General features: G+C 64.4%; 25 protein-coding genes. 2 read left to right on the top strand and 23 right to left on the bottom strand.

All coding sequences use genetic code 11. The features are described from left to right. Positions 1–121 precede the first annotated feature (121 nt). The 3 genes from QRN52_RS14665 to QRN52_RS14675 form a co-directional block, all read right to left on the bottom strand. Entirely contained in the window at positions 122–703 is a 582-nt protein-coding gene (locus QRN52_RS14665; protein WP_284753597.1) for a regulatory protein RecX, read from the bottom strand. Positions 704–767: 64 nt separating this feature from the next. Further along, entirely contained in the window at positions 768–1,817 is a 1,050-nt protein-coding gene (gene recA, locus QRN52_RS14670; RefSeq protein WP_284753598.1) for a recombinase RecA, read from the bottom strand. A 240-nt stretch (positions 1,818–2,057) separates the two neighbouring features. Beyond that, positions 2,058–2,297: a DUF3046 domain-containing protein gene (locus tag QRN52_RS14675; RefSeq protein ID WP_284753600.1), complete on the bottom strand. Its 240-nt coding sequence runs from the start codon at positions 2,295–2,297 to the stop codon at positions 2,058–2,060. A 41-nt stretch (positions 2,298–2,338) separates the two neighbouring features. Here QRN52_RS14675 and QRN52_RS14680 point away from each other — a divergent pair, with 41 nt between their 5' ends. Then, the gene (locus tag QRN52_RS14680; protein WP_284753602.1) at positions 2,339–2,836 is read left to right on the top strand and encodes a MarR family winged helix-turn-helix transcriptional regulator; all 498 of its coding nucleotides are present in this window, start codon (positions 2,339–2,341) and stop codon (positions 2,834–2,836) included. 72 nt (positions 2,837–2,908) lie between these two features. Here the strand turns inward: QRN52_RS14680 and QRN52_RS14685 are convergent, their stop codons facing one another. The 13 genes from QRN52_RS14685 to QRN52_RS14745 all read right to left on the bottom strand — a co-directional run bounded on the left by QRN52_RS14685 (position 2,909) and on the right by QRN52_RS14745 (position 15,282). Further along, on the bottom strand, positions 2,909–3,361 hold the full coding sequence (locus tag QRN52_RS14685) for a helix-turn-helix domain-containing protein (RefSeq protein WP_078105673.1): 453 nt from the start codon (positions 3,359–3,361) through the stop codon (positions 2,909–2,911). Between the two features lie 132 nt (positions 3,362–3,493). Further along, a complete protein-coding gene (locus QRN52_RS14690; protein ID WP_284753603.1) occupies positions 3,494–3,997 on the bottom strand; it encodes a CinA family protein in 504 nt (167 codons plus the stop codon). Continuing rightward, a complete protein-coding gene (gene pgsA / locus QRN52_RS14695) occupies positions 3,994–4,596 on the bottom strand; it encodes a CDP-diacylglycerol--glycerol-3-phosphate 3-phosphatidyltransferase (protein WP_284753604.1) in 603 nt (200 codons plus the stop codon). Before pgsA ends, QRN52_RS14690 begins: the two co-directional genes overlap by 4 nt. A 9-nt stretch (positions 4,597–4,605) precedes the next feature. After that, positions 4,606–7,455, bottom strand: coding sequence for an FtsK/SpoIIIE family DNA translocase (locus QRN52_RS14700; RefSeq protein ID WP_284753605.1), 2,850 nt, complete (start codon positions 7,453–7,455; stop codon positions 4,606–4,608). A 207-nt stretch (positions 7,456–7,662) separates the two neighbouring features. Beyond that, entirely contained in the window at positions 7,663–9,354 is a 1,692-nt protein-coding gene (locus QRN52_RS14705; protein ID WP_059387811.1) for a ribonuclease J, read from the bottom strand. Positions 9,355–9,381: 27 nt separating this feature from the next. Then, on the bottom strand, positions 9,382–10,293 hold the full coding sequence (dapA, locus tag QRN52_RS14710; protein ID WP_284753606.1) for a 4-hydroxy-tetrahydrodipicolinate synthase: 912 nt from the start codon (positions 10,291–10,293) through the stop codon (positions 9,382–9,384). A gap of 86 nt (positions 10,294–10,379) precedes the next feature. Further along, entirely contained in the window at positions 10,380–10,742 is a 363-nt protein-coding gene (locus tag QRN52_RS14715) for a hypothetical protein (protein ID WP_284753607.1), read from the bottom strand. Between the two features lie 60 nt (positions 10,743–10,802). Beyond that, complete coding sequence (locus QRN52_RS14720) at positions 10,803–11,291, bottom strand: hypothetical protein (RefSeq protein ID WP_284753609.1); 489 nt, start codon at positions 11,289–11,291, stop codon at positions 10,803–10,805. Between the two features lie 4 nt (positions 11,292–11,295). Further along, complete coding sequence (gene dapB, locus QRN52_RS14725; protein ID WP_284753611.1) at positions 11,296–12,054, bottom strand: 4-hydroxy-tetrahydrodipicolinate reductase; 759 nt, start codon at positions 12,052–12,054, stop codon at positions 11,296–11,298. Between the two features lie 45 nt (positions 12,055–12,099). Then, a complete protein-coding gene (locus tag QRN52_RS14730; RefSeq protein WP_284753612.1) occupies positions 12,100–12,345 on the bottom strand; it encodes a hypothetical protein in 246 nt (81 codons plus the stop codon). Between the two features lie 4 nt (positions 12,346–12,349). After that, positions 12,350–13,075, bottom strand: coding sequence for a hypothetical protein (locus QRN52_RS14735; RefSeq protein ID WP_284753613.1), 726 nt, complete (start codon positions 13,073–13,075; stop codon positions 12,350–12,352). A gap of 62 nt (positions 13,076–13,137) precedes the next feature. Further along, entirely contained in the window at positions 13,138–14,037 is a 900-nt protein-coding gene (locus QRN52_RS14740; protein ID WP_284753614.1) for an ABC transporter ATP-binding protein, read from the bottom strand. Positions 14,038–14,094: 57 nt separating this feature from the next. After that, positions 14,095–15,282, bottom strand: coding sequence for a sensor histidine kinase (locus tag QRN52_RS14745; protein WP_284753615.1), 1,188 nt, complete (start codon positions 15,280–15,282; stop codon positions 14,095–14,097). 265 nt (positions 15,283–15,547) lie between these two features. Between QRN52_RS14745 and QRN52_RS14750 the strand changes: the two genes are divergently transcribed. Beyond that, entirely contained in the window at positions 15,548–16,207 is a 660-nt protein-coding gene (locus QRN52_RS14750; protein WP_284753616.1) for a response regulator, read from the top strand. Between the two features lie 23 nt (positions 16,208–16,230). Here the strand turns inward: QRN52_RS14750 and QRN52_RS14755 are convergent, their stop codons facing one another. Genes QRN52_RS14755 through QRN52_RS14785 form a run of 7 tightly spaced genes read right to left on the bottom strand, consistent with a single transcriptional unit; the run spans position 16,231 to position 22,587 of the window. Continuing rightward, on the bottom strand, positions 16,231–16,686 hold the full coding sequence (locus tag QRN52_RS14755; protein WP_284753618.1) for a molybdenum cofactor biosynthesis protein MoaE: 456 nt from the start codon (positions 16,684–16,686) through the stop codon (positions 16,231–16,233). After that, entirely contained in the window at positions 16,676–17,176 is a 501-nt protein-coding gene (locus QRN52_RS14760) for a MogA/MoaB family molybdenum cofactor biosynthesis protein (RefSeq protein ID WP_284753619.1), read from the bottom strand. Before QRN52_RS14760 ends, QRN52_RS14755 begins: the two co-directional genes overlap by 11 nt. Next, positions 17,173–17,760: a cyclic pyranopterin monophosphate synthase MoaC gene (gene moaC / locus QRN52_RS14765; protein WP_284753626.1), complete on the bottom strand. Its 588-nt coding sequence runs from the start codon at positions 17,758–17,760 to the stop codon at positions 17,173–17,175. Before moaC ends, QRN52_RS14760 begins: the two co-directional genes overlap by 4 nt. 23 nt (positions 17,761–17,783) lie before the next feature. Next, positions 17,784–19,004, bottom strand: coding sequence for a molybdopterin molybdotransferase MoeA (locus tag QRN52_RS14770; RefSeq protein ID WP_284753621.1), 1,221 nt, complete (start codon positions 19,002–19,004; stop codon positions 17,784–17,786). A 40-nt stretch (positions 19,005–19,044) separates the two neighbouring features. Beyond that, complete coding sequence (locus QRN52_RS14775; protein WP_284753622.1) at positions 19,045–20,604, bottom strand: molybdopterin-dependent oxidoreductase; 1,560 nt, start codon at positions 20,602–20,604, stop codon at positions 19,045–19,047. Beyond that, positions 20,601–21,869: a sensor histidine kinase gene (locus tag QRN52_RS14780; protein WP_284753623.1), complete on the bottom strand. Its 1,269-nt coding sequence runs from the start codon at positions 21,867–21,869 to the stop codon at positions 20,601–20,603. The genes QRN52_RS14775 and QRN52_RS14780 overlap by 4 nt, the downstream gene beginning before the upstream one ends. Next, positions 21,856–22,587 carry a response regulator transcription factor gene (locus QRN52_RS14785; RefSeq protein WP_284753628.1) on the bottom strand — a complete coding sequence of 244 codons (732 nt, stop codon included), beginning with the start codon at positions 22,585–22,587 and terminating at the stop codon, positions 21,856–21,858. The genes QRN52_RS14780 and QRN52_RS14785 overlap by 14 nt, the downstream gene beginning before the upstream one ends. Between the last annotated feature and the right edge of the window lie 322 nt (positions 22,588–22,909).

Raw genomic sequence — 22,909 nt, forward strand, 5'->3', positions numbered from 1 at the left:
ACCTGCTTCCCGACTCGGAACACTAGTCAAGAACCTTAGCCGACGACCATCAAGAAGCCACCCAACCCCGCTGCCCGGGGCAATACTCACAGGCAGCTCTCAGTTTCCCAGGCAGCGCAGCTTAGCCGAAGTCGTCCGGGTCCGGACCACCGAGTGACCCGATACTGTGTGACTCCGGCCCGGTACGGTAGGACTCCGGTTCCCCCGCCAAGGCTTCGTCCAGGACCTCGCCAACAATCCGGAACGCCGCCGATGGCTGGTAGCCCTTGCGGGCAAGCATCGACGCGAGCCGCCGGGTTTGCTTGTCCCGCTCAGTCCTGTCGGAAAGGTCCGTGCCGGACCTCAAACGGCGCGCGACCAGGTCCCTGGCCGCACTCAGCTCGTCCTCATCGCTCACTTGCGCCAGTGCCTGCTCTGCGGTTTCGGTGTCGATGCCTTTGTCCGCCAATTCGCGCCTCAACGCACCCCGGGCGAGTTTCCTCGACTGGGAACGGCTGCGAACCCACATCTCGGCGAAGTCGGCGTCATCAATGAGCCGGACTTCCTCGAAGCGGTCCAACACTGCTTCGGCCACATCTTCCGGCACATTCCGCTCAGCCAGTTTGCGTGCAAGCTGAAGCCTGCTCTTGGGCGAGTTGGTCAGTTGGCGCAAAACAATGGCCCGGGCTACCAATTCCGGATTGGCCTCGGGGTCCGCCGCCACGGACGAATCCGCAGACGGACCCCACGACCGGGAAGAACTTGAGGAACGGGAGCGGCCCTGGCGCTTAGCCGTCAACGGCCTTCAGCTTCGGAGATTTTTCGGCTTCGACAGGCTTGACTACTCCGACGCCAAGCTTCTCCTTGATGAGCCGCTCGAGGTCTGCCGCCAGCTCCGGGTTGTCCCGCAGGAAGCGGCGGGAATTCTCCATACCCTGCCCCAGCTGGTCGCCGTCATAGGTGAACCATGAACCGGACTTCTTGATGATGCCGTGCTCGACGCCCATGTCGATGATGCCGCCCTCACGGGAAATGCCCTGGCCGTAGATGATGTCGAACTCGGCAATCTTGAAGGGCGGAGCCATCTTGTTCTTGACGATCTTGGCCTTGGTGCGGTTACCTACCGAATCCGCACCTTCCTTCAGCGTCTGGATGCGGCGGACGTCGATGCGAATGGAAGCGTAGAACTTCAGGGCCTTACCACCGGTAGTGGTCTCGGGAGAACCGAAGAAAACGCCGATCTTCTCACGGAGCTGGTTGATGAAGATAGCGGTCGTCTTGGTCTGGCTCAGCCGGCCGGTGATCTTGCGCAGGGCCTGGCTCATGAGGCGGGCCTGGAGGCCGACGTGGGAGTCGCCCATTTCGCCTTCGATTTCGGCACGCGGAACCAAGGCGGCGACGGAGTCAATCACGACGATATCCAAGGAGCCGGAGCCGATCAGCATATCCATGATTTCCAAGGCCTGCTCACCTGTATCCGGCTGCGAAACCAACAGCGCGTCGGTGTCGACTCCCAGTTTCGCCGCGTACTCGGGATCGAGGGCGTGCTCGGCGTCGATGAAGGCAGCGATGCCGCCCTGGCGCTGGGCATTGGCTACAGCATGCAATGCCACCGTGGTCTTACCCGAGGATTCCGGGCCGTAGATTTCCACGATACGACCGCGCGGCAGGCCGCCAATACCAAGGGCGACGTCCAGGGCAATGGAACCGGTGGGAATGACTTCGATAGGCGCACGGATGTCGTCACCCAAGCGCATGATGGAGCCCTTGCCGAATTGCTTGTCGATCTGGGCAAGCGCCGCCTCGAGCGCCTTCTCACGATCCTGGTTTGCCGCCATGGTTCACACCTCTGATGCTTTCTCGCTGTGGACTGGCCTGATCGGCCGTTTTCCTGTCTCATCCGACGCTAGTACGAGCCGCTGACAATTTTGTGTGCGACTTCGCCTATGTGGACAACTACGGGCTTCGAATGACACGGAAACCGCTCCGCCAGGATCAATTTTCCTCTGATAGGAGCATAGCCTCATCCGAACAGATATTCGAACAAATTTGCGGGCGTGTCCGCCATGAACTGGAACTCAGAACGTGCTGGAACCCTTGTCGGCAGGCTTGATGTCCCTGCCGAGCCGTCGCTCCGGAGGAACGTCCTGGACATCGCACAGGGCAAGCCAGACGTCGCGGGGGCTGTAGCCCGCTGCCAAGGCTTCGTTTGCCGTACGGCCGCCGACGCCGGCCAATACAAGGGAGCTGCTGAGGACCCTGGAGTAGCCAGCCCCGAATTCATCGTCCATCAGCCGCCAGAAGTCACTGATACGCACCAATAGAGTCTCTCACGGGAGCGGACTCTAGAATGGTTGTCATGAGCAACACTCCCGACGACGCGCCGGAGACGGTGGAGGCCGGCGACAACGTCGACGCCGCCCTCCAACAGGTGGAACACCAGCTGAGCATGTTCTGGCGACGCGCACGATCGCTATCCCACCAGTTATCCCGCCAGGTCCATCCCGACATGGAGCCAGCAGCCTACGGACTGCTGACGATCATTAGGAAAGAGGGCCCCATTCGTTTGACGGAGCTTGCCTCGTGCATCGGCGTCGGGAAACCGTCGGTGAGCCGCCAGATCGCGTTCCTTGAGAGCATCGGCATGGTCTACAAAGAAGCCGACCCCCAGGACGGACGCGCACAATCGATCCGGCTCACGCCCAAGGGCGAAGAAAAGATGCACCAGGTCCAGGACGCACGCCGGCAGGTTTTCCGGGAACGCCTGGGTGAGTGGCCGCTGGAAGAAATCCAGACGCTGGCCGACTACATTGAACGGCTCAATGCTGCCTACGGCGAAGGAATCGGCAAGGACTGACCGCACCAAACCACATAGACCAAAGAAGGAGGACCTCCAGTTGGAGGTCCTCCTTCTTTATTTCAGGTCCGCCTAGCGGGCTCCGGAGAGCATGCCTTGGGTGAAATCGTCGTTCAGTTCGGCGCTGAGCTCGCGGTCGAGATCGCGGCCGTAGCGCTGGGCGAATTCCTGCGGGACGGTGTCCGGAACAGCGACGCCTTCGGCGACGGCAACCCGGTCACTGACTTCGCGGAGCATGCCGGACAATGGAACGTCCAGGGCGGAGCAGATAGAGGACAGCAGCTCTGAGGATGCTTCCTTCTGGCCGCGCTCAACTTCGCTCAGGTAGCCAAGGGAAACGCGGGCGCTGTGCGAGACTTCGCGGAGCGTGCGGCCCTGACGCTGGCGGACATCGCGCAGGACATCACCAATTTCGTGACGCAGTACAACCATTTTGCGCTCCTTCTGTTCGCTCGGTGCCTTCTCGGCCAAGCCCACATCCTTCCAGCGGACAACGCCGTTTACGGATACGGGCTGCTTAACCATCTGTATCGCCTTGCTCCCTCGTGAGTCCGGTTCACCTTGCAGGTGCACCGGTTGTTTTCTACATCCTAGGCGCCCCGGCCATTCCGAGGCGACACAATGTAACAACTATTGGGCCGCAGTTTTTGTTCCCGGCTACTTTACGTGTGGTAGGTCGGCATGGACAAGGCACTCCAACAAGCGCTCCAATGCGGCCTCGGTTGCCTGCGCCCGGATACTCGGCCGGTCGCCGCTGAACGAGTAGGAATGCGCCGCGGCCCCGCCCGGGGTGGCGACGCCAATGAAGACGGTGCCAACCGGCTTCCCGTCGTGGGGCAAGGGCCCCGCAACCCCCGTTGTGGAGATTCCGACGTCGGCCCCGCACGCGCGTCTGGCCCCGTCGGCCATAGCTGCCGCCACCTCGGCGTCGACGGATCCGAGTGCGGCAAGCAACTCCTCGGACACGCCCAGGATTCCGGCCTTGACAGCATTCTGATAGGCGACCACCCCGCCCTGGAGCATGCCTGACGCCCCTGGAGTATCGGCGAGGGTGGCGGCAACCATCCCGGCGGTCAGGGATTCCGCGGTAGCCACGGTGATGCCCCGCTCGATGGCGAGCGCTACCGCCGACGCGGCCACTTCATCCGCGGCAGCGCTCATGCGCGCTTGCCTGCCGTGCGAAGCTTTGCGGCCTCGATGACGTATTCGACGCCGGTCCACACCGTGATGGCGAGGGCGACGATCATAACCCAGAAGGCCACGCTGACGAGCCATGGCGCGAAGGAATTCAGCGGCAGGATGTAAAGGAAGATGGCGACAGTCTGGACGACGGTCTTGAGCTTCCCGCCACGCGAGGCCGGCATCACGCCATAGCGGATGACGAAGAAGCGCAAGGCGGTGATGCCCCATTCGCGAACGAGGATGAGGATGGTGATCCACCAAGGCAACTCCCCCAGCACCGACAGGAGAACGAGAGCCGATCCGATCAGCAACTTGTCGGCAATGGGGTCCGCGATCTTGCCGAAGTTGGTGACGAGGTTGCGGCTCCGGGCGATGTCGCCGTCGAGCTTGTCCGTGTAGATCGCCACTGCGAAGGCCACCACTGCGGCCCAGCGCCAAATGCCGTGCTGGCTGTTGTCCTCCAGGAGGAACCACACGAAGAACGGGACCAAGACAATCCGGAGCATCGTCAGGATGTTGGGCAGGTTCCAGATATCGGAGCTGCTGGAACCGGCCTTGCTGCCGTCGGATGTAGTCACCCCTCTAGGCTACCGTCCGGTCAGTGACCAGGCGTCCTCGCCGCCGTCGTCCTCGTCATCGAGGCCATCTGCTCCGTCGTGGTAATCAGTGACCTGCTTGCGACGTTCGAGATCGGCGGCAACCAGGTCCTCGGCATAGCCACCGACGGCGATGTTCGCGTTCGCGTTGTCGCTTAGCGCCGCGGTGTGCGCGTCGGGCGTAGCCGGAGCCTCCTGCCCCTTCATGGCTGCCAGCACCGGAGCGAGGTCGTCCGGCTTCACCAGCACATCGCGGGCCTTGGAACCTTCGGACGGACCCACGACGCCGCGCGACTCCAACAGGTCCATAAGGCGGCCGGCCTTGGCGAAGCCGACCCGGAGCTTGCGCTGCAACATCGATGTGGAGCCGAACTGTGTGGTGACCACGAGTTCGGTGGCCTGAAGCAGGACCTCGAGGTCGTCTCCAATATCGTCGTCGATCTGCTTCTTCTGCGCCTCGGGCGCGACGTCATCACGGTAGACAGCCTTGAGTTGTCCCTTGACGTGCTCCACCACCCGATGGATCTCGGACTCCGTGACCCAGGCGCCCTGCACGCGCATCGCCTTGGAGGCACCCATCGGCAGGAAGAGCGCGTCACCCTGGCCAATGAGTTTCTCGGCGCCGGGTTGGTCCAGGACCACGCGGGAGTCGGTGACGGAGGAGGTGGCGAACGCCATACGCGAGGGGACGTTCGCCTTGATCAGGCCGGTGACGACGTCAACGGACGGACGCTGGGTGGCCAGGACCAGGTGGATGCCGGCAGCACGGGCGAGCTGGGTGATCCGGACAATCGAGTCTTCGACATCGCGCGGGGCAACCATCATGAGGTCGGCTAGCTCGTCCACGATCACCAGCAAGTATGGGTATGGCTTGATGACGCGCTTGGAGTCAACCGGCGGAACAACCTTGCCGGCGCGGACAGCCTTGTTGAAGTCGTCGATGTGCTTGAAACCGTAGTTGGCGAGGTCGTCGTAGCGGGCGTCCATTTCGCGCACCACCCACTGAAGCGCCTCGGCAGCTTTCTTGGGGTTGGTGATGATCGGCGTGATCAAGTGCGGAACGCCCTCATAGGCGGTCAGCTCCACGCGCTTGGGGTCCACCATGACCATGCGGACCTCATCGGGTGTGGCTCGCATCAGGATCGACGTGATCATCGAGTTCACGAAGGACGACTTACCCGCACCTGTGGCACCGGCCACGAGCAAGTGCGGCATCTTGGCGAGGTTCGCGACGACGTAGCCGCCCTCGACGTCCTTGCCGACGCCCATCACCATGGGGTGGTCTGTCCGCCTCGCGTTCTGGCTTCGCAGGACATCGCCGAGGGACACGGTTTCGCGGTCCGTGTTGGGGATCTCGATGCCGATGGCCGACTTGCCCGGGATGGGGCTGAGGATACGGACATCACTCGATGCCACGGCGTAGGAGATGTTTTTGGACAAGGCCGTGACGCGCTCCACTTTGGTGCCGGGAGCAAGTTCGATTTCGTAGCGGGTCACGGTGGGCCCGCGGCTGAAGCCGGTAACAGTGGCGTCCACGTTGAACTGCTGCATCGTGTCCGTCAGGGCGGCAACGACGGCGTCGTTCGCCTCCGTGCGCTCCTTCGGAATGGAGCCCGGAGTCAGGTTGTCCGAGGACGGCAGCGTGTAGGTGACGTCCCCGGCGAGCGAAAGCTGTTCGGTGCGCTGCGGGATCGGCGTCGGGGGCGGGGGCGGGCTGACCGGCGCCGAAGGCACGATGACCGGCGGGACGGCGGCGGTCGGCGCGACCAGGGGGATCGCTTCGGTGGCGTTCGGGTCGGCTTGTGCTTTTCCGAGCCCCTGTGCCGCTTTGATCTTCTCGACGGCGATTTCCGCCTGGGTCGGCCTGCGCACCCCTGGCGGGATGGACGGCGCGCCCTTCGCGGGAGGGGCGTCGTCGTCGACGATTGCGTGTTCGAAGGCCTCGTCGCCGACATAGCCCTCAAGCCTGGCGTCGTCGTCGTGGTCCTTGCCGAAGAAGCGCTTGCGGCGCTTCTTCTTCGGTTCAACGTCCGCCTGGTTTTCATAGAGGTAGCTGCGGTCGTGGGAATCGCCGTGCTGCGCGTCGGCATCGACCAGGTCGACGCCCATGAGGTGCTCGTAGGCGCCGCGGATACGCCGGGGAATGGCGCCGAAGGGCGTGGCCGTGACAATCAGGAGGGCGATGAACGCCAAAGCGCCGTAGACGATGACGGGGACTGCCGGGTGGATGGCGGCAAGGGGCGACGCCGCCAGGAATCCGAGCATCCCGCCCGCGCGCCGGAGGCCGTCGAAGCCATCGGCCACAGTCGGCTGGTCGCCGATAATGTGGGCCAGGCCGGTGCCGGCGAACGTCATGATCAGGAAGCCGATGCCCACGCGGTTGTTGCCGCGGCTGTCCCACGGCTGCCGGAAGAGCCGGAAAGCGCAGACGAAAAGCATGAGCGGCAGAAGCAGGGATACCCAGCCGAAGGTTCCGTTCACGATGCTGTAGACAACGTCCGGGAACCAGCCTTTGAAGCCCCACCAGGCGAAGGTTGCTATGAAGACACCGAGCGCCAGGTTGAAAAGCGCGGCGCCGTCCCGGCGGTCCGCGGGATCGAGGTCACTGACGTCATGGCCGATCCGGCGGATGCCCGCACCCACCACGTGCCCGATTCCTAACCAGACACCAGCAAGCGCACGCAGGATCCACGGTTGTTGGGGTTCGACGACGGCGGCCTGCTTGCCGCGGGCCGCGCCTGTGCCGCTCCTGCCGCTCTTAGCCGGGGTCCGGCTGCTGCCCGAGCCGCCGGATTTGCTGTTGGAGCTGCCTCTAGGCGCGGAGGTAGTACGAGTCGCCATATCGGCCACGCTACCCCAAGCCGTCCGGAAACCCGCGGATTTCAGGGGCGCAGAGGAACCATGTTGCCCCTGTTGGACAATCCGCGGACTTGGCTTCGCGGCGGGTCTGGCTAGACACATGAACGGCCCGGTTCGCTTGAACCGGGCCGTTCATGGACTGACTCCGGGGCGTGCCTGTGCCTGTATCGCTGGGCTAGGCCTCCGGGGCTAGGCTTCCAAGACCAGCGGGATGATCATGGGGCGCCGGCGAAGCTTGCGGTTGACCCACGTGCCGATAACCCGACGGACCACTTGCTGGAGCTGGTGGTTGGTATGGTCCGCGTGGTGGAGAACTGCGTCTTCCAGGGCCGCGTTGATCTTGGGGATGATCTCGTCAAAGACGGAATCGTCCTCGGCCACGCCGCGGGCGTGGATTTCCGGTCCCGAGACGATCTTGCCGGTGGTCCGGTTGATCACGGTGATGACCGATATGAAGCCCTCGTCGCCGAGGATCCGGCGGTCCTTGAGGTCGGCGTCGGTGATTTCGCCCACGCTGGAGCCGTCCACATAGACGAAGCCGACTTCCACCTGGCCCACAACGTTGGCTTTGTGGTCCCTGACGTCAATGACCGTGCCGTTGTCGCTGAGGATGACGCGGTCCGAGGGCACACCGGAGTCCTCCGCAAGGTTGCCGTTGGCGATGAGGTGCCGGGTTTCGCCGTGCACAGGCATCGCGTTCAGGGGCTTGAGGATGTTGTAGCAATAGAGCAGCTCGCCCGCGGCGGCGTGACCGGAGACGTGCACTTTGGCATTGCCCTTGTGGACGACGTCGGCGCCGAGCTTGAGCAACCCGTTGATGATCCGGTAGACCGCGTTCTCGTTGCCCGGGATAAGGCTCGAGGCGAGAATGACGGTGTCGCCCTGGCCCACCACCACGCGGTGGTCACCGTTGGCCATCCGGGAGAGGGCCGCCATGGGTTCACCCTGGGATCCCGTGGACATGAGGACTACGCGGTGGTCTGGCAGGTTGTCGATGTTCTTGATGTCCACGAGGATTCCCGGCGGGACGTCAAGGTAGCCCAGTTTCGCGGCGATAGCCATGTTGCGCACCATGGACCGCCCCACGAAGGCGACATTGCGGCCATGCTTGGCGGCGGCGTCGAGCACTTGCTGCACCCGGTGCACGTGGGAGGAGAAGGAGGCGACGATGATCCGCTTCTTGGCCTGGCCGAACAAGCGGTCCAGGGTGGGGCCGATTTCCTTTTCCGCCGTGGTGAAGCCGGGGACATCGGCGTTGGTGGAGTCGGCCATGAACAGGTCCACCCCTTCTTCGCCCAGGCGGGCGAAGTGGCGCAGGTCCGTGATGCGCCCGTCGAGGGGCAACTGGTCCATCTTGAAGTCGCCCGTGTGCAGCACGTTGCCGCCGGCGGTGCGGATGAAGACTGCCAAGGCATCCGGAATGGAGTGGTTGACGGCAACGAATTCGCATTCGAAGGGGCCGAACTGCTCCACCTGCCCTTCGGCCACTGTGAGGGTGTACGGCTTGATCCGGTGTTCCTGGAGCTTGGCCTCAACGAGGGCAAGCGTCAGCTGGGAACCGACCAGCGGCAGGTCCGCACGCAGGCGCAGAAGGTACGGCACAGCACCGATGTGGTCTTCGTGGCCGTGCGTCAGGACGATGGCAACTACGTCGTCCAGCCTGTCCTCGATGTACGAGAAATCGGGCAGGATCAGGTCAACACCCGGCTGGGTCTCTTCAGGGAAGAGCACGCCGCAGTCAACCACGAGCAGCTTGCCGTTGATTTCGAAAACGGCCATGTTGCGGCCGATCTCCCCCAGCCCGCCAAGGGGCACAATCCGGAGTGTTCCCTGCGGAAGTTTGGGCGGGGTGACAAGTCCGGGAAGGGCGGTTTGGGTCATAATGCGCTACTTTCCGGCGGAATCTTTCTAGACAGTGAAGTCCATTCCAGCTTCCGCCAAGTCCTCGCGGATGATTGCGATCTCGGCGGCGTCCGGCTCCACGAGGGGCAAACGGACAACCGAGTTGGGCAGGACTCCCTGCCATTTAAGAATTTGTTTGGCGGCGACGGCGCCTTGGACCCGGGTCATGGTCGCCCGGATCACGGGCTCGAGCTCGAAGTTGATCTTGCGTGCCGTGCCAAGGTCGTTCGCGTTGATGGCGTCGATGAGTTCACGGAAACGGCGGGTGACGACGTGGGTGGTGACGCCAATCAGGCCCACGGCACCCATGGCCATCCACTGGAGGGTCAGGCCGTCGTCGCCCGAGTAGAAAAGAAGGTCGGTTTCCGCCATGACGCGGGTGGCCGCGGCGAAGTCGGCCTTGGCATCCTTGACCGCAACGATGTTGGGGTGGGAGGCAAGGCCGATCATGGTCTCCGGCGCGATCTGGATGGAGGAGCGCCCGGGAATGTCGTACAGCATGACAGGAAGCTCAGTGGCGGACGCAATGGTCTCGAAATGGGCCCGGACGCCGGTCTGGCTCGGCTTGTTGTAGTACGGGGTGACGATCAAGAGGCCGTCGACGCCGAGTTTCGCTGCTTCCTGGGAGAGGTGCACCGAGTGGGCAGTGTCATTGGTTCCCGTGCCCGCGATGATTGCCGCGCGACCGCCCACAGCTTCCTTCACTGCGCGGAACATGCCGAGGTTTTCCTCATCGGTGAGCGTGGACGTCTCCCCGGTTGTTCCGGTGACGACCAGGCCATCGCAGCCGTCGTCAACAAGCTTGACTGCCAGTTCCGCTGCCTGCTTGTAGTCAACTTCGCCGTCCTTGGTGAACGGGGTGACCATGGCGGTCAGAAGGGTACCGAGAGCAGGAACGTTCGCACGAGAGTCAGACATACGAAAAACGTTACCCTGTCAGCTGCGGGTTAGGAGAATGGGGCCCGCGTGATTGTCGTCAAATTCAGCGAAATGGGAGCAAGGCCTCAGGCTGAAGCGTCGCTATGGCGCCCGGGCTTCGCTGGCGTCTCCGACGCGCAATACTGCGCAACAGCAGCCTCCCGCAAGCGGTCCGCCCACGCCCCGAGCCGTTGGGCTGCCCGCACATAGTCGAACAATTCAACGGGGGTCAATGATTCAAGGTCGGCTTCTGCAAGCCGCCTGGCGAGTTCGGCTCCCGGCTGCTGCTCGCCCAGAACGGTTCCCTCGCGCCGCCACTGCATGTCTTCAGGCGGCTCCCCCGCCACAAGCTGCCGGAAGAGGAAATCGACGACGCCCGGGCTCATCGCCTTCATGGGCCCGTCCAGGCCATGGGGATAGCCGTTCGGCCGCTTCGAAGGATCGCTCATGCAGCCATGGTATTCGAACATATATTCGAATACAAGGTGTTTCCTTCGAGGCGACAGCCGCTACCGCTCCGCTGCGGTGGGCTCGCTGCGGAAGAGGCGCACGGCGTCGCGCATGGATTCCCTCGCCCGCTTTCGGTCGCCGGCGGCATCGTAGGCGCAGCTGAGCCGGAACCAGGACCGCCAGTCCTCGGGGGCGGCCTCGGCCTCCACGCGGTACTTCTCAAACTCGGCGTCCGCGGCGGCACGCACAATGCGGCCTCCCGGTGTACGGGGCAGGTTGTCCACCGGCAGCCCGCCCTCCGCTTCGAGCACCTTGGCCATCTTCTCCGTGCGTGCACCGAAGACAAGTTCGCGGATCAGTGCCCACGCTCCGATGATGGGAAGCACCAGGTAGGCAGCGCCGATTCCCTTGGCTACCAGGTTCGCGTCACTGAGCAGCAGGATCGAGCGTTCGAAGGTGACCACGAGATAGAGAACCAGCAACAGGGTGACGGCACCTACCCAGATCTTGGTGCGGTTCTCCTTGAATGCCTTCCAGAGCGAGCCCATGCGCCTACAGCCCCAGATCCAAATAGCCGTCCAGGCCGACGGTGAGCCCGGGGTGGGACGCCACATTGCGCAGTCCCAGCAACACGCCGGGCATGAAGGACGCCCGGTCGAAGGAATCGTGGCGGATGGTCAGTTGCTCTCCCGGCCCGCCCAGGAGCACTTCCTGATGCGCCACGAGTCCGCGCAAACGGACGCTGTGGACGCGGACACCGTCCACATCGCAACCGCGGGCACCGTCAAGGGCAGTGTTCGTGGCATCCGGGCTAGCGGGGACGCCGGCTTCTTCGCGGGCGGCGGCAATGAGCTGGGCCGTGCGGACGGCCGTGCCCGAGGGCGCGTCCACCTTGTTCGGGTGGTGCAGCTCGATGATTTCCACCGATTCGAAATACTTGGAAGCCTTGGCGGCGAAGGCCGAGGCAAGGACGGAGCCGAGGGCGAAGTTGGGGGCGATAAGGACGCCTGCCTCCGGGTTCGCCGCAAGCAACTCGCGCAACGCCGCGAGCCGCTCGGCGTCCCAGCCAGTGGTGCCGACAACAGCATGCATGCCGTGTTCGACGGCGAAGCGGACGTTGGCTTCGGTGCTGTCCGGAACGGTCAGGTCGACGACATACTTGGCGCCGGCGTCGAGCAGGGTATCAAGGGAATCTCCGCGGCCGAGCGCCGCGACGAGCTTCATGTCGGAGGCTTCCTCCACCGCTTTGACGGCTTCGATACCCATGCGGCCCTGGGCGCCCAACACGGCGACAGCAAGTTGTTCGGTCATGTCCTTAACCCTACCGGGCGGCGCGAACCGGACTTGCCCCGGATCCTAATCGCGGGATGGGGCGACAGATCGCGGTCGAACGAGATTTCGAAGGCCCAGCACGATGAGTCCCAACAGCGAGCCGGCAACGACGGCGAGGATGAGCATGGCAACGATTGGAATCGTCAGGGAATCGGCACCGATTTCTTGCTGAGCGGCCTTGAGTCCCGGGATGCTGATTGCGATAACGAGCGCCGCCACCACCAGCGTGGGCACAAGGAACCAAAGCCAGGATCGGGCTTTCTTGGACATGGGATCACTTTCCTTTCAATCGCAGGGCGGCTAGAAGAAGCACTCCGCCGGACCAGATCGCAAGAAGGAGGAGCGCTCCCCAGGGCCCGAGGGCGTCCCCTGGCTCGGGGGTGGTGCTGATCGCTTGCCCGACCAGTATCCCGGTGGTGATATTCGCTACTGACGTGGCGCACTGCACCCCGCTCAGTCCGGCGATGAGGAGAGTGATCGGCGCAAGCCAAAAGACGGTGATGATGACGATCGCGGCGACGGTGGCTGAGCGCACCGCGTACCCGAGCCCTGCACCGAAGCATGAGGCGAGCGCCACCGCAGCGATAGAACGCATTACCGCGGCGACGGAGTCAGCAGAGAAGGGCGCGAACGCCCCGCCGAACACAGCAGCGAAGACGCCGACAACGAGCATGACGAGCACCGCAAGTGCTGCGGCAACCCCGCTGTACCCGAGTGCGCTCGCGGCAAGCAGCCGTCCGCGGCGCGGGACGAGCAACATCCGGAAGGCGATCGCTCCCGTCTGGTAGTCGCGGCCAACGCCGATGGCCGCAGCCAGAGCTGCCACGAACGCGAAGATGTCGACCCCGGCCGTCGCGATACCTGTCAGATCCGGTGCCGGCGAAGACACCTTTCGATAGATCGCTTGTCCAACGCCGAGCGCGAGCGGTACGGCTGCTCCGAGCAACAGCACGACCACGGACGTCCGTGTCCGGAGGATCCGGATCGTCTCGGCAGACACGAGCTCGCTCCGCCGTTGCGCGTCTTGCTGGCGAGCGATTCGGATGGGTGGGCGCAGCCTCCTCAAGGAGCCTCTCCTTCGATTTTCGTGTCCACGATCCGTCGATACACGTCGTCAAGCGAGACGCTCTCGGTGCGAAGCTCATCCAAGACAAGCCCATGGGCAGCCGCAAGCGAGAACACCTCACGCGCTGTGAGGTCTGCGACGACCACGGCGCGACCGTCTGCTTTGACGATGGTGGCGCCGTTCCTCTTTGCGAGCGCGATGAAGGTGCCGACGTCCTCGCTTATGACGTTGACCCGCGGCCCGGCTCCTCGTGCAAGGTCGGCGAGGCTGCTTCGGAGTTTGAGCACGCCGTTGTTGATCAGTACGACGTCGTCAGCCACGAGCTCGAGCTCGGTGATGATGTGCGAGGACAGGAGAAGCGCCGCGCCCTCATCGCGAAGTTGGAGGAGCAAGTGACGCAGCCACTGGATGCCCGAGGGGTCGAGACCGTTGAGCGGCTCATCAAGGACGTAGTTGCCCGGGTTGCCCAAGATGGCTGCGGCGAGCGCGAGACGCTGCCTCATGCCAAGCGAAAGCTCGCGCACCCTCCGTCTACGGGCCTCACCGAGGTCGACCATGGCCAGAACCCGTTCGGCCCGGGCCTTGTCCACGCCCTGAACACTTGCGCAGTAACGCAGGAGCTCAATCGCGCGGAGGTCAGGGATCAGCGCCCCGGCGTCGAGGACCGCCCCAACGCTCTGGCGTGGGTTGGGAAGCTCCCGGTATGGGCGTCCGTCGAACAACGCCCGCCCCGAATCGGGCTTCTCAAGGCCGAGGGCGGTTCGCATCGTAGTGGTCTTGCCGGCGCCGTTAGGCCCGATGAAGCCGACGATACGGCCGTCGCCGACGCTGAAGGTAACGTCATCAACCCGTGTCCGTCCGCCGTATGACTTCGTGAGTCCGATCACTTCGATCATGATGCGTGCACCTCCCCCTCAGGTCATCGGCATAGCTACTTTCGTGTAACTGGCCCATTAGAACCTGGGCATCGTCGCCGTCACGGTCCACCCCGTTTCATCACCGCCTGCCTTGAACGTTCCGCCCAGCAGCATCACCCGGTCGTTCATCCGCTTCAGTCCGTAGCCCGTCGCATCAGCGGTCAAATCCTCCCCGCCGCTGGACGGAGCATTCCAGACCTGCAATGTGATGCATTCGCGATCAGACGTCACCGCCAAACGAATCGACGGGCTCTGGCGAGCGTGCTTCATCACGTTGGTGGCTGCCTCACGTGCGATGTGCACGAGAGTCGTCTCGATGCTGTTCGAAATGGACAACTCACTGCCGGGAAAGGAGAGCTCGACCGAAGCTCCCATCGAGCCGAGTCCAAGACGTAAGGACTCCAACGTCGCTGCCAAGGACACTGCACCTGCCCCGGCTTCTCCGACCGTCTCGTCCGTCCCCTGGACTAAACGCAGCATCCGTCGGATGTCTGTGAGGGCTTGTGTCGCGGCATCAGTGATCGCACGCCTTGATGTATCGCGAGCCACGGGGTCGTCCACCAGTTCGAGGGCCCGGGCCCGCATCACAACGGTCGTGATGTCGTGGGCAATGATGTTGTGCAGCTCATCAGCGATTCGATCCCGCTCCATCTGTACGGCGGCCGCCGATTCTCTTTTGAGCCGATCAATGTCAGCAGCAAGCTGATGTTCCCTCGCTCGACCTCCGCGGAACCCCCAACCGATTAGTCCCGAAGCAAGGCCAGCGGCAACGCTGCCGATCCCGCCGCCTTGCGCGAGCCCCTGGCCAACCCCTGCCGCAACCAGCGCCCACCCCGCTGTGATGACGCAGTATGAGACACTCAGCCACCGACTGCACGTACTCGTGACCAAGCCGACCGAGACGGCAAGAGCCAGAGAGTAAGGCCCACCCGCACCAAGAAATGTTGCGACGAGGCCGCATGCCGCGAGCACCACCGCCGCTATGGGAGGCCGCCATGCGAAAGCACCGATTGCGATGAGCGCGCCCACGTAAACAGCCGCGGTGGGCATCGGTGTCTGGGCAACTAGCGCCAGCACACCATCCACCAGCAACCCCACCGCGACAACGGCCGCCAATGCGAGACGAGCACCCGCCGGCAACGCTGTGTACGCCCAGAAGCCACGCCAACCGGCAGACGCGTGGACATTGTTGCGGGCAGCCTCTGCCGGACCGCTTCGCTTCATCCCCCAATTATCCAGACGAAGCGGGCGGACGCTCAGGCACACAGTCTCATTGCCCTACCCATCCGGCCGAAGATCGGCGGGCCCCAGGCGGAACGCCAGCCCGCCCACTACGCTCGCTACAAACACGGTCAAATCCCCTTCTGCCTGAAAGTACCAACAAGCTAATCGTCGCAGCCGGCCGGCACAGGGTCTGCCGACGAAAGTCGACTCCTTGCGCGACTTTAGTCTGATCTGAGAGTCGACTCCCGACACCTAAACTGTAGGAATGGAAGGCGTGCGTGTTCTGATCGTCGATGACGAAGCCCTCGTGCGACACGCATTGCGCATCTTCCTGGAGTCAGCTCCGGCCAGAGTTGTGGCCGGAGAAGCAGTTAATGGAACGGAAGCCATCAAGCAATACCGCATGTTACAACCGGACGTAGTACTGATGGACATCCAAATGCCGGTGATGAACGGCATTGCCGCAACAGAGAGGATCACTGCCGAATACCCGGACGCCCGGGTGCTTGCAGTGACCACGTTCTCCTCCGAAAGCCACGTCATCGCCGCGCTCAGGGCCGGAGCCTCCGGCTATCTTGTGAAGGACACTCATCCGGACGAGATCGTCAGCGCCATCTTGGACGTGCACGCTGACAGGTCAGTGCTCTCGCCGCGCATAACTCGTGGACTCATTGCGGCCGTCCGGCACACGGCCAACCCCAACGGTCACGTCGCGCTCTCCCGCGCCCAAGCGCTCACAGAACGCGAACTGTCGATCGTGGTGTTTCTCGCGCAGGGTATGTCAAACGCCGAGATAGCACAGGCTCTCCACCTCTCCGAGGCGACGATCAAGTCGAACCTCGGCCGCATCATGAACAAATGGGACGTGCGCGACCGCGTCCAAGTACTCATCCATGCGGTGCGCACAAATCTCGTGACGTTGTAGCGCTCGCGATCCCTGCGCCCGGGCTACTCCCCTGCCCCGACCCACTCGACCGTGCCGTCGCTGAAAAACTGTTCCTTCCAGATGGGCACTTGCGCCTTGATCCTGTCCACAAGCTCGGAGCACACTGCGAAGGCTTGTCCGCGGTGTGCGGCGGCAACGGCACAGACGAGCGCAGGTTCGCCAATCTCCAGCATGCCGATCCGGTGTGCTGCCCAGATCCGGACAGGCTGCGCAGCTTCTCCTGAGTGCTCGGCCACGAGTTTCGCGACGACGTCGGCCATGACCTGGTGCGCCGTGAGGTGGGCGCTGTAGCTGAGCCTGTCGACGGGTTTGCCGCCGTCGTGGTTGCGGACCACGCCGCTGAAGCTCACTACCGCTCCCGCCGTGTCCGATTCAACCGCCGCTATGGCCTGGTCGACGGAAATCGGCTCCGCGCTGAGGATCGCGCTGATGACTTCGAAGTCGGTTTCAGTGGTCATGACTTCCCTCCAACTGATCGCATAGGTGGGCAATAACAGGGTCCAGTACGGCGAGGCCGTCCATCACGCCCTTCGGCGAACCCGGCAGGTTCACGATGAACGTCTTGCCGGCTGTACCGGCATGGCCCCGGCTCAGCATCGCCATGGGGGTCTTGGAGGCTCCGGCGCGGCGGATACCCTCCATGAGCCCCGGTATTTCGCGGTCCAACAATGGCAACGTGACTTCCGGAGTGCGGTCATCGGGGCTCAGTCCCGTACCGCCGCTGGTAATGACGACGGCAGGTTCCTGGGTCAGTAGCGCACGGATGGCGGCACCGACAGGCTCACCATCCGGCACCACCATGACGGGAAAGGTCTCGTAGCCGTGTTCGACCAACCAGTCCAGGATCACGGGACCACTCTTGTCCTCGTAGATTCCTGCCGCAGCGCGGTTGGACGCGATGACCACGCCGGCCTTCCGCGGGCCGCGGCGGGGTTCGCAGGCGTTCATGCGCGGGGTCCTTCGCCGGGCGCGCCGGACGAGGCGGGCGCGCCGGACGAGGCGGGCAGGGCCCAGTCGCCGCTCTTTCCGCCGCTCTTCGCCAGCACCTGGATGCCGCTGATCACGGCGTGCTTGTCCACGGCCTTGATCATGTCATAGACGCTCAAGGCAGCCACCGAGGCCGCGGTCAACGCTTCCATCTCCACGCCCGTGACGCCCCTGGTCTTCACAGTTGCCAGGACAACTACCGTGTCCTGGCCAAGCTCGAAGTCCACCGTGACCTTGGAAATAGGCAGCGGGTGGCACAGGGGGATGAGTTCAGGGGTCTTCTTGGCTGCCATGATGCCGGCAACCCGGGCCACGGCCAAGGCGTCCCCCTTGGGCAGCTCACCGGCCCCGAGCAGGGCAAGCACCTCGGCGGTGCTGTGGACGGTGGCTGTGGCCGTAGCCTCACGTGTGGTCACGGCCTTCTCGGAGACATCGACCATCTGGGCTGTACCATCTTGGCGCAAATGCGTAAGGGCGCCGCCGTCTTGGCTCAAATGCGCAAGGGCGCCGCCATCCTGGCTCAAGGGGGTGAGGCCGCCGACCATGCCGGCGGAGTCTGAAGTGTCATTCACAACATCCATACTTCCACTTCCGCCCCGGCGTCGAGTTCCGTGACGGCTGCAGGCACCTGGACCAGCGCGTTCGAGTTGGCGAGCGCATGGATGAGATGGGAACCGGCACCTCCCTCCAGCCTGACCGTTCCCCCCGGAAGAAGCGTGCCGCGGCGGACCTGGTGCTTGCCGGCAGGCGAAGTCAGAGACTCCGTAAGGCGGGCCTGGAGGCTCGGACGCAATGCAGGGCTTCCGACGACGGCGGCGAGCGCCGGGCGGAGGAACATTTCGAAGGACACGAGGCAGCTCACGGGATTGCCCGGGAATCCCAGGAAGGGCAAACCGTCGAACGTCCCGATCCCTTGGGGGCCGCCGGGTTGCATGGCCACCGACACGAATTCGACCGGCTGTTCCAGCATGGCCTGCCGGACCACTTCGTAGGCGCCCTTGCTGACGCCCCCGGTGCTGACGATGAGATCGACAGTGCCGCCCAGGCTGCGGAGGAGCGCCAGCAGCTCGGTAGGATTGTCGCCGCTGATTCCCGTCCGCGTGACGTGGAGGCCGGACTGCAGCATGGCGGCTTCGAGCAGGGTTCCGTTGGAATCGTAGATCTTGCCTTCCGGCAGGGACGTACCGGGTTCCACGACTTCATCGCCGGTGGTGACCAGGAGCACGCGCACCGGCGTGCGGACCTCGACGGCGGTCATCCCCAGGGCGGCGAGCAGCCCCAATTGCCCCGGTCCGAGGGCCGTTCCGGCGCGCAAGGCAACGGTTCCCGCGGTGATGTCGCTCCCGGCGTCGCGGACGAACGTTCCGGGCTCAGTGGTGGGAAGGCGGACGGTTGATGGGACACCGGGGACGGGAAAGACATCAGGCACTGCCTGTTCGATGGGCACGACGGCGTCGGCACCCTCGGGCATCATGGCGCCGGTCATGATCGGGGCTGCGGTGCCGGGCATGAGCCGGACCGGTGCCGCACCGGCCGGGACGGGATCCACGACCGTCAGCTCCGCACCGGCGTCGCTCCCTGCGTGGGGGGCCAGGTCCGCAGAGCGGACGGCAAAACCGTCCATCTGGGAGTTGGCGAACGGCGGCAGGCTCAGCGGGGCCAAGACGTCGGCGGCAAGTACCCTGCCGAGCGCCCCCATCAACGGCAGCTCTTCGGTGCCGTCTACCTGTGCAAGGCCGGACAGCAGCTCCTGGACGGCTTGGCGGTGGGCTGCGACGGATCGTGCCACGAGGGTTCCTCCCGGGTTGTTTCGCTCAGACCTTCACAGCCTAGTTGGCGGTGACATGGATGGTGTGGAACCCAGTGGCGCCGTCCGGTGCCACGGGGGTTTGGGCTTCGGGCTGTGGGGTACCCGTGGCATCGGTGGCACGGACCTGGACTTCATGGTTCCCTGAGCCCAACTCAAGGCCCAGCTGCCATTGGTACCACGTGTCCGAGGAGATCCCCGGTGCGAGCTTGGCTTCCTGCCAATTCCCGCGGTCGACGCGCAACTCCACGCGGGAAACGCCGCGGTGCTGAGCCCAGGCGACACCGCCGAACTGGACCGTTCCGGCCTTGACCGAGCGGCCGTCCCGGGGCACGTCGATGCGGGACTGCGTCTTGATGGGACCATGATCGCTCCAACCCCGCGGGACCCAGTAGCCCTGGTCGTCGGCGAAACGGGTGACCTTCAGTTCCGTCAGCCATTTGGTGGCCGAAACATATCCATAGAGGCCCGGAACGACCATCCGGACGGGGAAGCCGTGCTCGAGCGGCAACGGTTCGCCGTTCATTCCGACGGCGAGGATAGCGTCACGGTTGTCCGTGAGCGCTTCGAGGGGGGTTCCGGCGGTCCAGCCGTCAGTGCTGCGGGAGAGCACCATATCCGCCCCGGGCTTGGGCCCGGCCATGGCGAGGAGTTCGCGGACCGGCCAGCCCAACCAGAGGGCGTTGCCGATCAGGTCTCCGCCGACTTCGTTGGACACGCAAGCGATGGTCACGTAACGCTCGATCATCGGCTTCGTCAGCAGGGTGGCGAAATCCAAGGTGACTTCGCGTTCCACCAGGCCGGTCACCTTCAGGGTCCAGTCCGGCGGATTCACGGCCGGCGGGATCAGCGCGGTGTCGATCCGGTAGAAGTCGGGGTTCGGCGTGACGAGCGGCAGCAGGCCCGGCAAGGTGAGAGCGGCGCCGTCGGGAACTTTTTCGGGAGGCGTCACCGGGGCTGGAAGGACCACCCCGTTGCGGAAGTCCGATGCCACCGTTCCTGCCCTGCGCACCACTGTTGTCACGATCCCGGCGACGACCGCTGCGATCGCGGTTCCACCCAGCAATTGCATGAAGCTTCGGCGGGCCAATGGCATGTCTGCCGCCTCGGGCACGGGTCGCCAGGTTTCGAGCCGCTGGATCAGGAGCCGGAGGAAAAGCATGGTGACGATCGTGGCCACGACGGGGGCAATTGCGGCTGTCGGCGCGGCTTGGGCACGGGTCAGCACTGCAGCCAGCCCCGCAGCTCCAGCGAGCAAGGCGAGCGCCAGCCCCGCTCCTTTTCGCCGATACTCCAGGAGGCCGGCGACTGCGGCGAGGATCAAAGTGACCAGGGCGATGCTGACGATCAGGGCGATTTTGTCGGCGGTGCCGAAAAGGTTGACGGCCAGTTCCTTGGCCCAACCCGGCACGGCGTCGATGACCACACCGCCCAGGGCTGTGACGGGCGAGACGGACGGGCTCAGGAACCCGGCCAGCAACTCGCCGGCCGCCACCCCGAGTCCGATCGCCACCACGCCGCACGCAGCCGCCCACCGGGCCGCCGTCCTGGTACTGGCTTTCTTCGAAGTGGTCCTGCTCATGATGTGCCTGCCTGTTTGGTGCCCTCTGCCGGAACGGTGTCCGCGGGCACTTTCTGTATCGGAAATACCTTGGTGCGGGATGCGCTTGACTCTGCGCCCGATGGAAGGCGGAGCGTGAAACAGCAGCCCTCCCCCGTGTTCGCCACCGTGACATTGCCGCCATGCGCCTTCACAATCCCCGCCACCATGCTGAGCCCCACGCCTGCCCCGCTGTATCGCGGCAGACCCCCATCGACGGGCATTCCTGCTCCCCGGGAACGGTCCTTTTGCCAGCCGGTCTCGAAAACGTGGGCGAGATCCTCCTCGTCGATACCCCCGCAGCTGTCCACGACGTCGACGACGGCGTCGCTTCCGTCGCGTCCGACGCGAACCAGGACCCCGCCGTCGGGCCGGCTGTAGATAATCGCGTTGAGCAGCACGTTCCGGACGGCCCTTCCCAGGCTGGGGCCGTCCGCGACGGCCATGCACTCGCGGTCGCCGCCGCCGTCGAGCCGGATCCCGCGCTTGGCGGCGAGCGGCGCGAGATCGGCGATGGCGTCGCTCACGAGGTCGTAGAGGTCCAAGGATTCTGCGCTCAGCCGTAGGGTTCCCGCCTGGATTTTGGACAGTTCGAGAAGATCGTTGACCATGACCGCCATCTGATCCGCCTGGGCGATGATCTTGCGATAGTACCCGGGGACGTCGGAGGCCATACCGTCTTCCAGCGCTTCGGCCATGGCCCGCATGCTGGCCAAGGGGGTCCGGAGGTCGTGCGAGATCCAAGAGACCAGTTCGCGGCGGGCGGTTTCGACGGCGGCTTCCCGTCGCCGGGATTCCTCCAGTTTGATGCTGCTCGCTTCGAGTTCCTGGGCGAGCTGGGCAAGCTCGGAGTTCATTGCCGGTCCGGCCCGCCGCGACCCTGATTGTGGCAGGAACGAGCCATCGAGGGCTTCTCCGCTGCCGAGTCGCCGCGTTGCGGCCACGAGCCGGATGGCGTTTCGGGACACCCCGGCCCCGAGGACCAGGGAAATCGCGATCGCCACGGCCGAGGCTACGCCGAGGATGTACCACATGACTTCGAGGTCCACGGCGGAAATGAACATCGCATTGAAAGCGCTCACCATCCCTGCCACGAGGACAGCAACTGTGGCCACCACCACGAGGCAGATCTGCACCAGGATCGACGCGCCGCGCAGGAAACGCAGCAAGGCAAGGGTCAAGGCGCCGATGAGGACAGCCCACAGCAGCATCCAGCCCAGGATCGTGAACATTTCAGCTGGCTGCATGTCCACCTTCCTTCGCGTCAAAACGGTAGCCGATTCCCCAGACCGTTTTGAGCAGCACCGGGGTGGTGGGGTTGTCCTCGATCTTTTCGCGCAGGCGACGGACGTGGACCGTCACGGTGGACAAATCCCCGAAGTCCCAGCCCCAGACCGCCTTGATGAGATCCTCGCGGCTGAACACCTGGTTGGGCCGACGGAGCAGGAATGCCAGCAGATCGAACTCACGCGCCGTAAGCATGAGGGGCTTGCCATCCTGGAGCACCGTGCGGGAGGCCGGATCCAGTTCGAAGCCGGCGAGCTCCACGGGAGGTTCCGGGCTGAATTCCCGGATGCTCCGGCGCAACACGGACTTCACCCGGAGGACCAGCTCGCGGGGTGAGAAGGGCTTGGTCACATAGTCGTCCGCTCCCGTTTCCAGGCCAAGGATCCGGTCGTCTTCCGTGCCAAGGGCAGTCACCATGATGATGGGAACGCTCATGGCCAGGCGCAGCCTGCGGCACACTTCCACGCCGTCGAGTCCGGGCAGCATCCGGTCCAGGATGACAAGGTCGGGCCGCCTGGCGGCCGCGAGGCTCAGCGCGGTGAAGCCGTCGCCCGCGAGATCGACCTGGAAGCCTGCCTGGACCAGGTAGTCCCGGACGACGTCGGCGATGGTCTGTTCGTCTTCGACCAGCAGAATGCGGCGATTGCCAACTTCGGCAGCGTGCGGGGCGGGCTGCATGTTCACACCTTCAGCATAGATTCGCAGGGTGCCCGCGGTATGTGTTCCGGGCGCCCGCGGGCCAACCGTATGTATTCCGTAAGAAGTCGCGCCATGCGTTGCCTTCAGCGGCGGGCAACCGACGAACGTGACCCGTGGGCGATATCACGCTTCGGCCCTGCCTGGCGTAGCCTGAACCCATGAGTGTTCAGCTAGGCATGCCGTTGCCTCCCACGGGCGACGGGACGGGAAGCAGCGTGTCTGCACCCCCGCCGCGCCCTGCCGGAACTCCGGCGGGCCTGTTCGACCGTTATGGACGCCGGGCCACCGACATGCGCTTGTC

Source organism: Arthrobacter sp. efr-133-R2A-120 (genome assembly GCF_030209835.1).
In the GTDB taxonomy this organism is placed as follows: domain Bacteria; phylum Actinomycetota; class Actinomycetes; order Actinomycetales; family Micrococcaceae; genus Arthrobacter.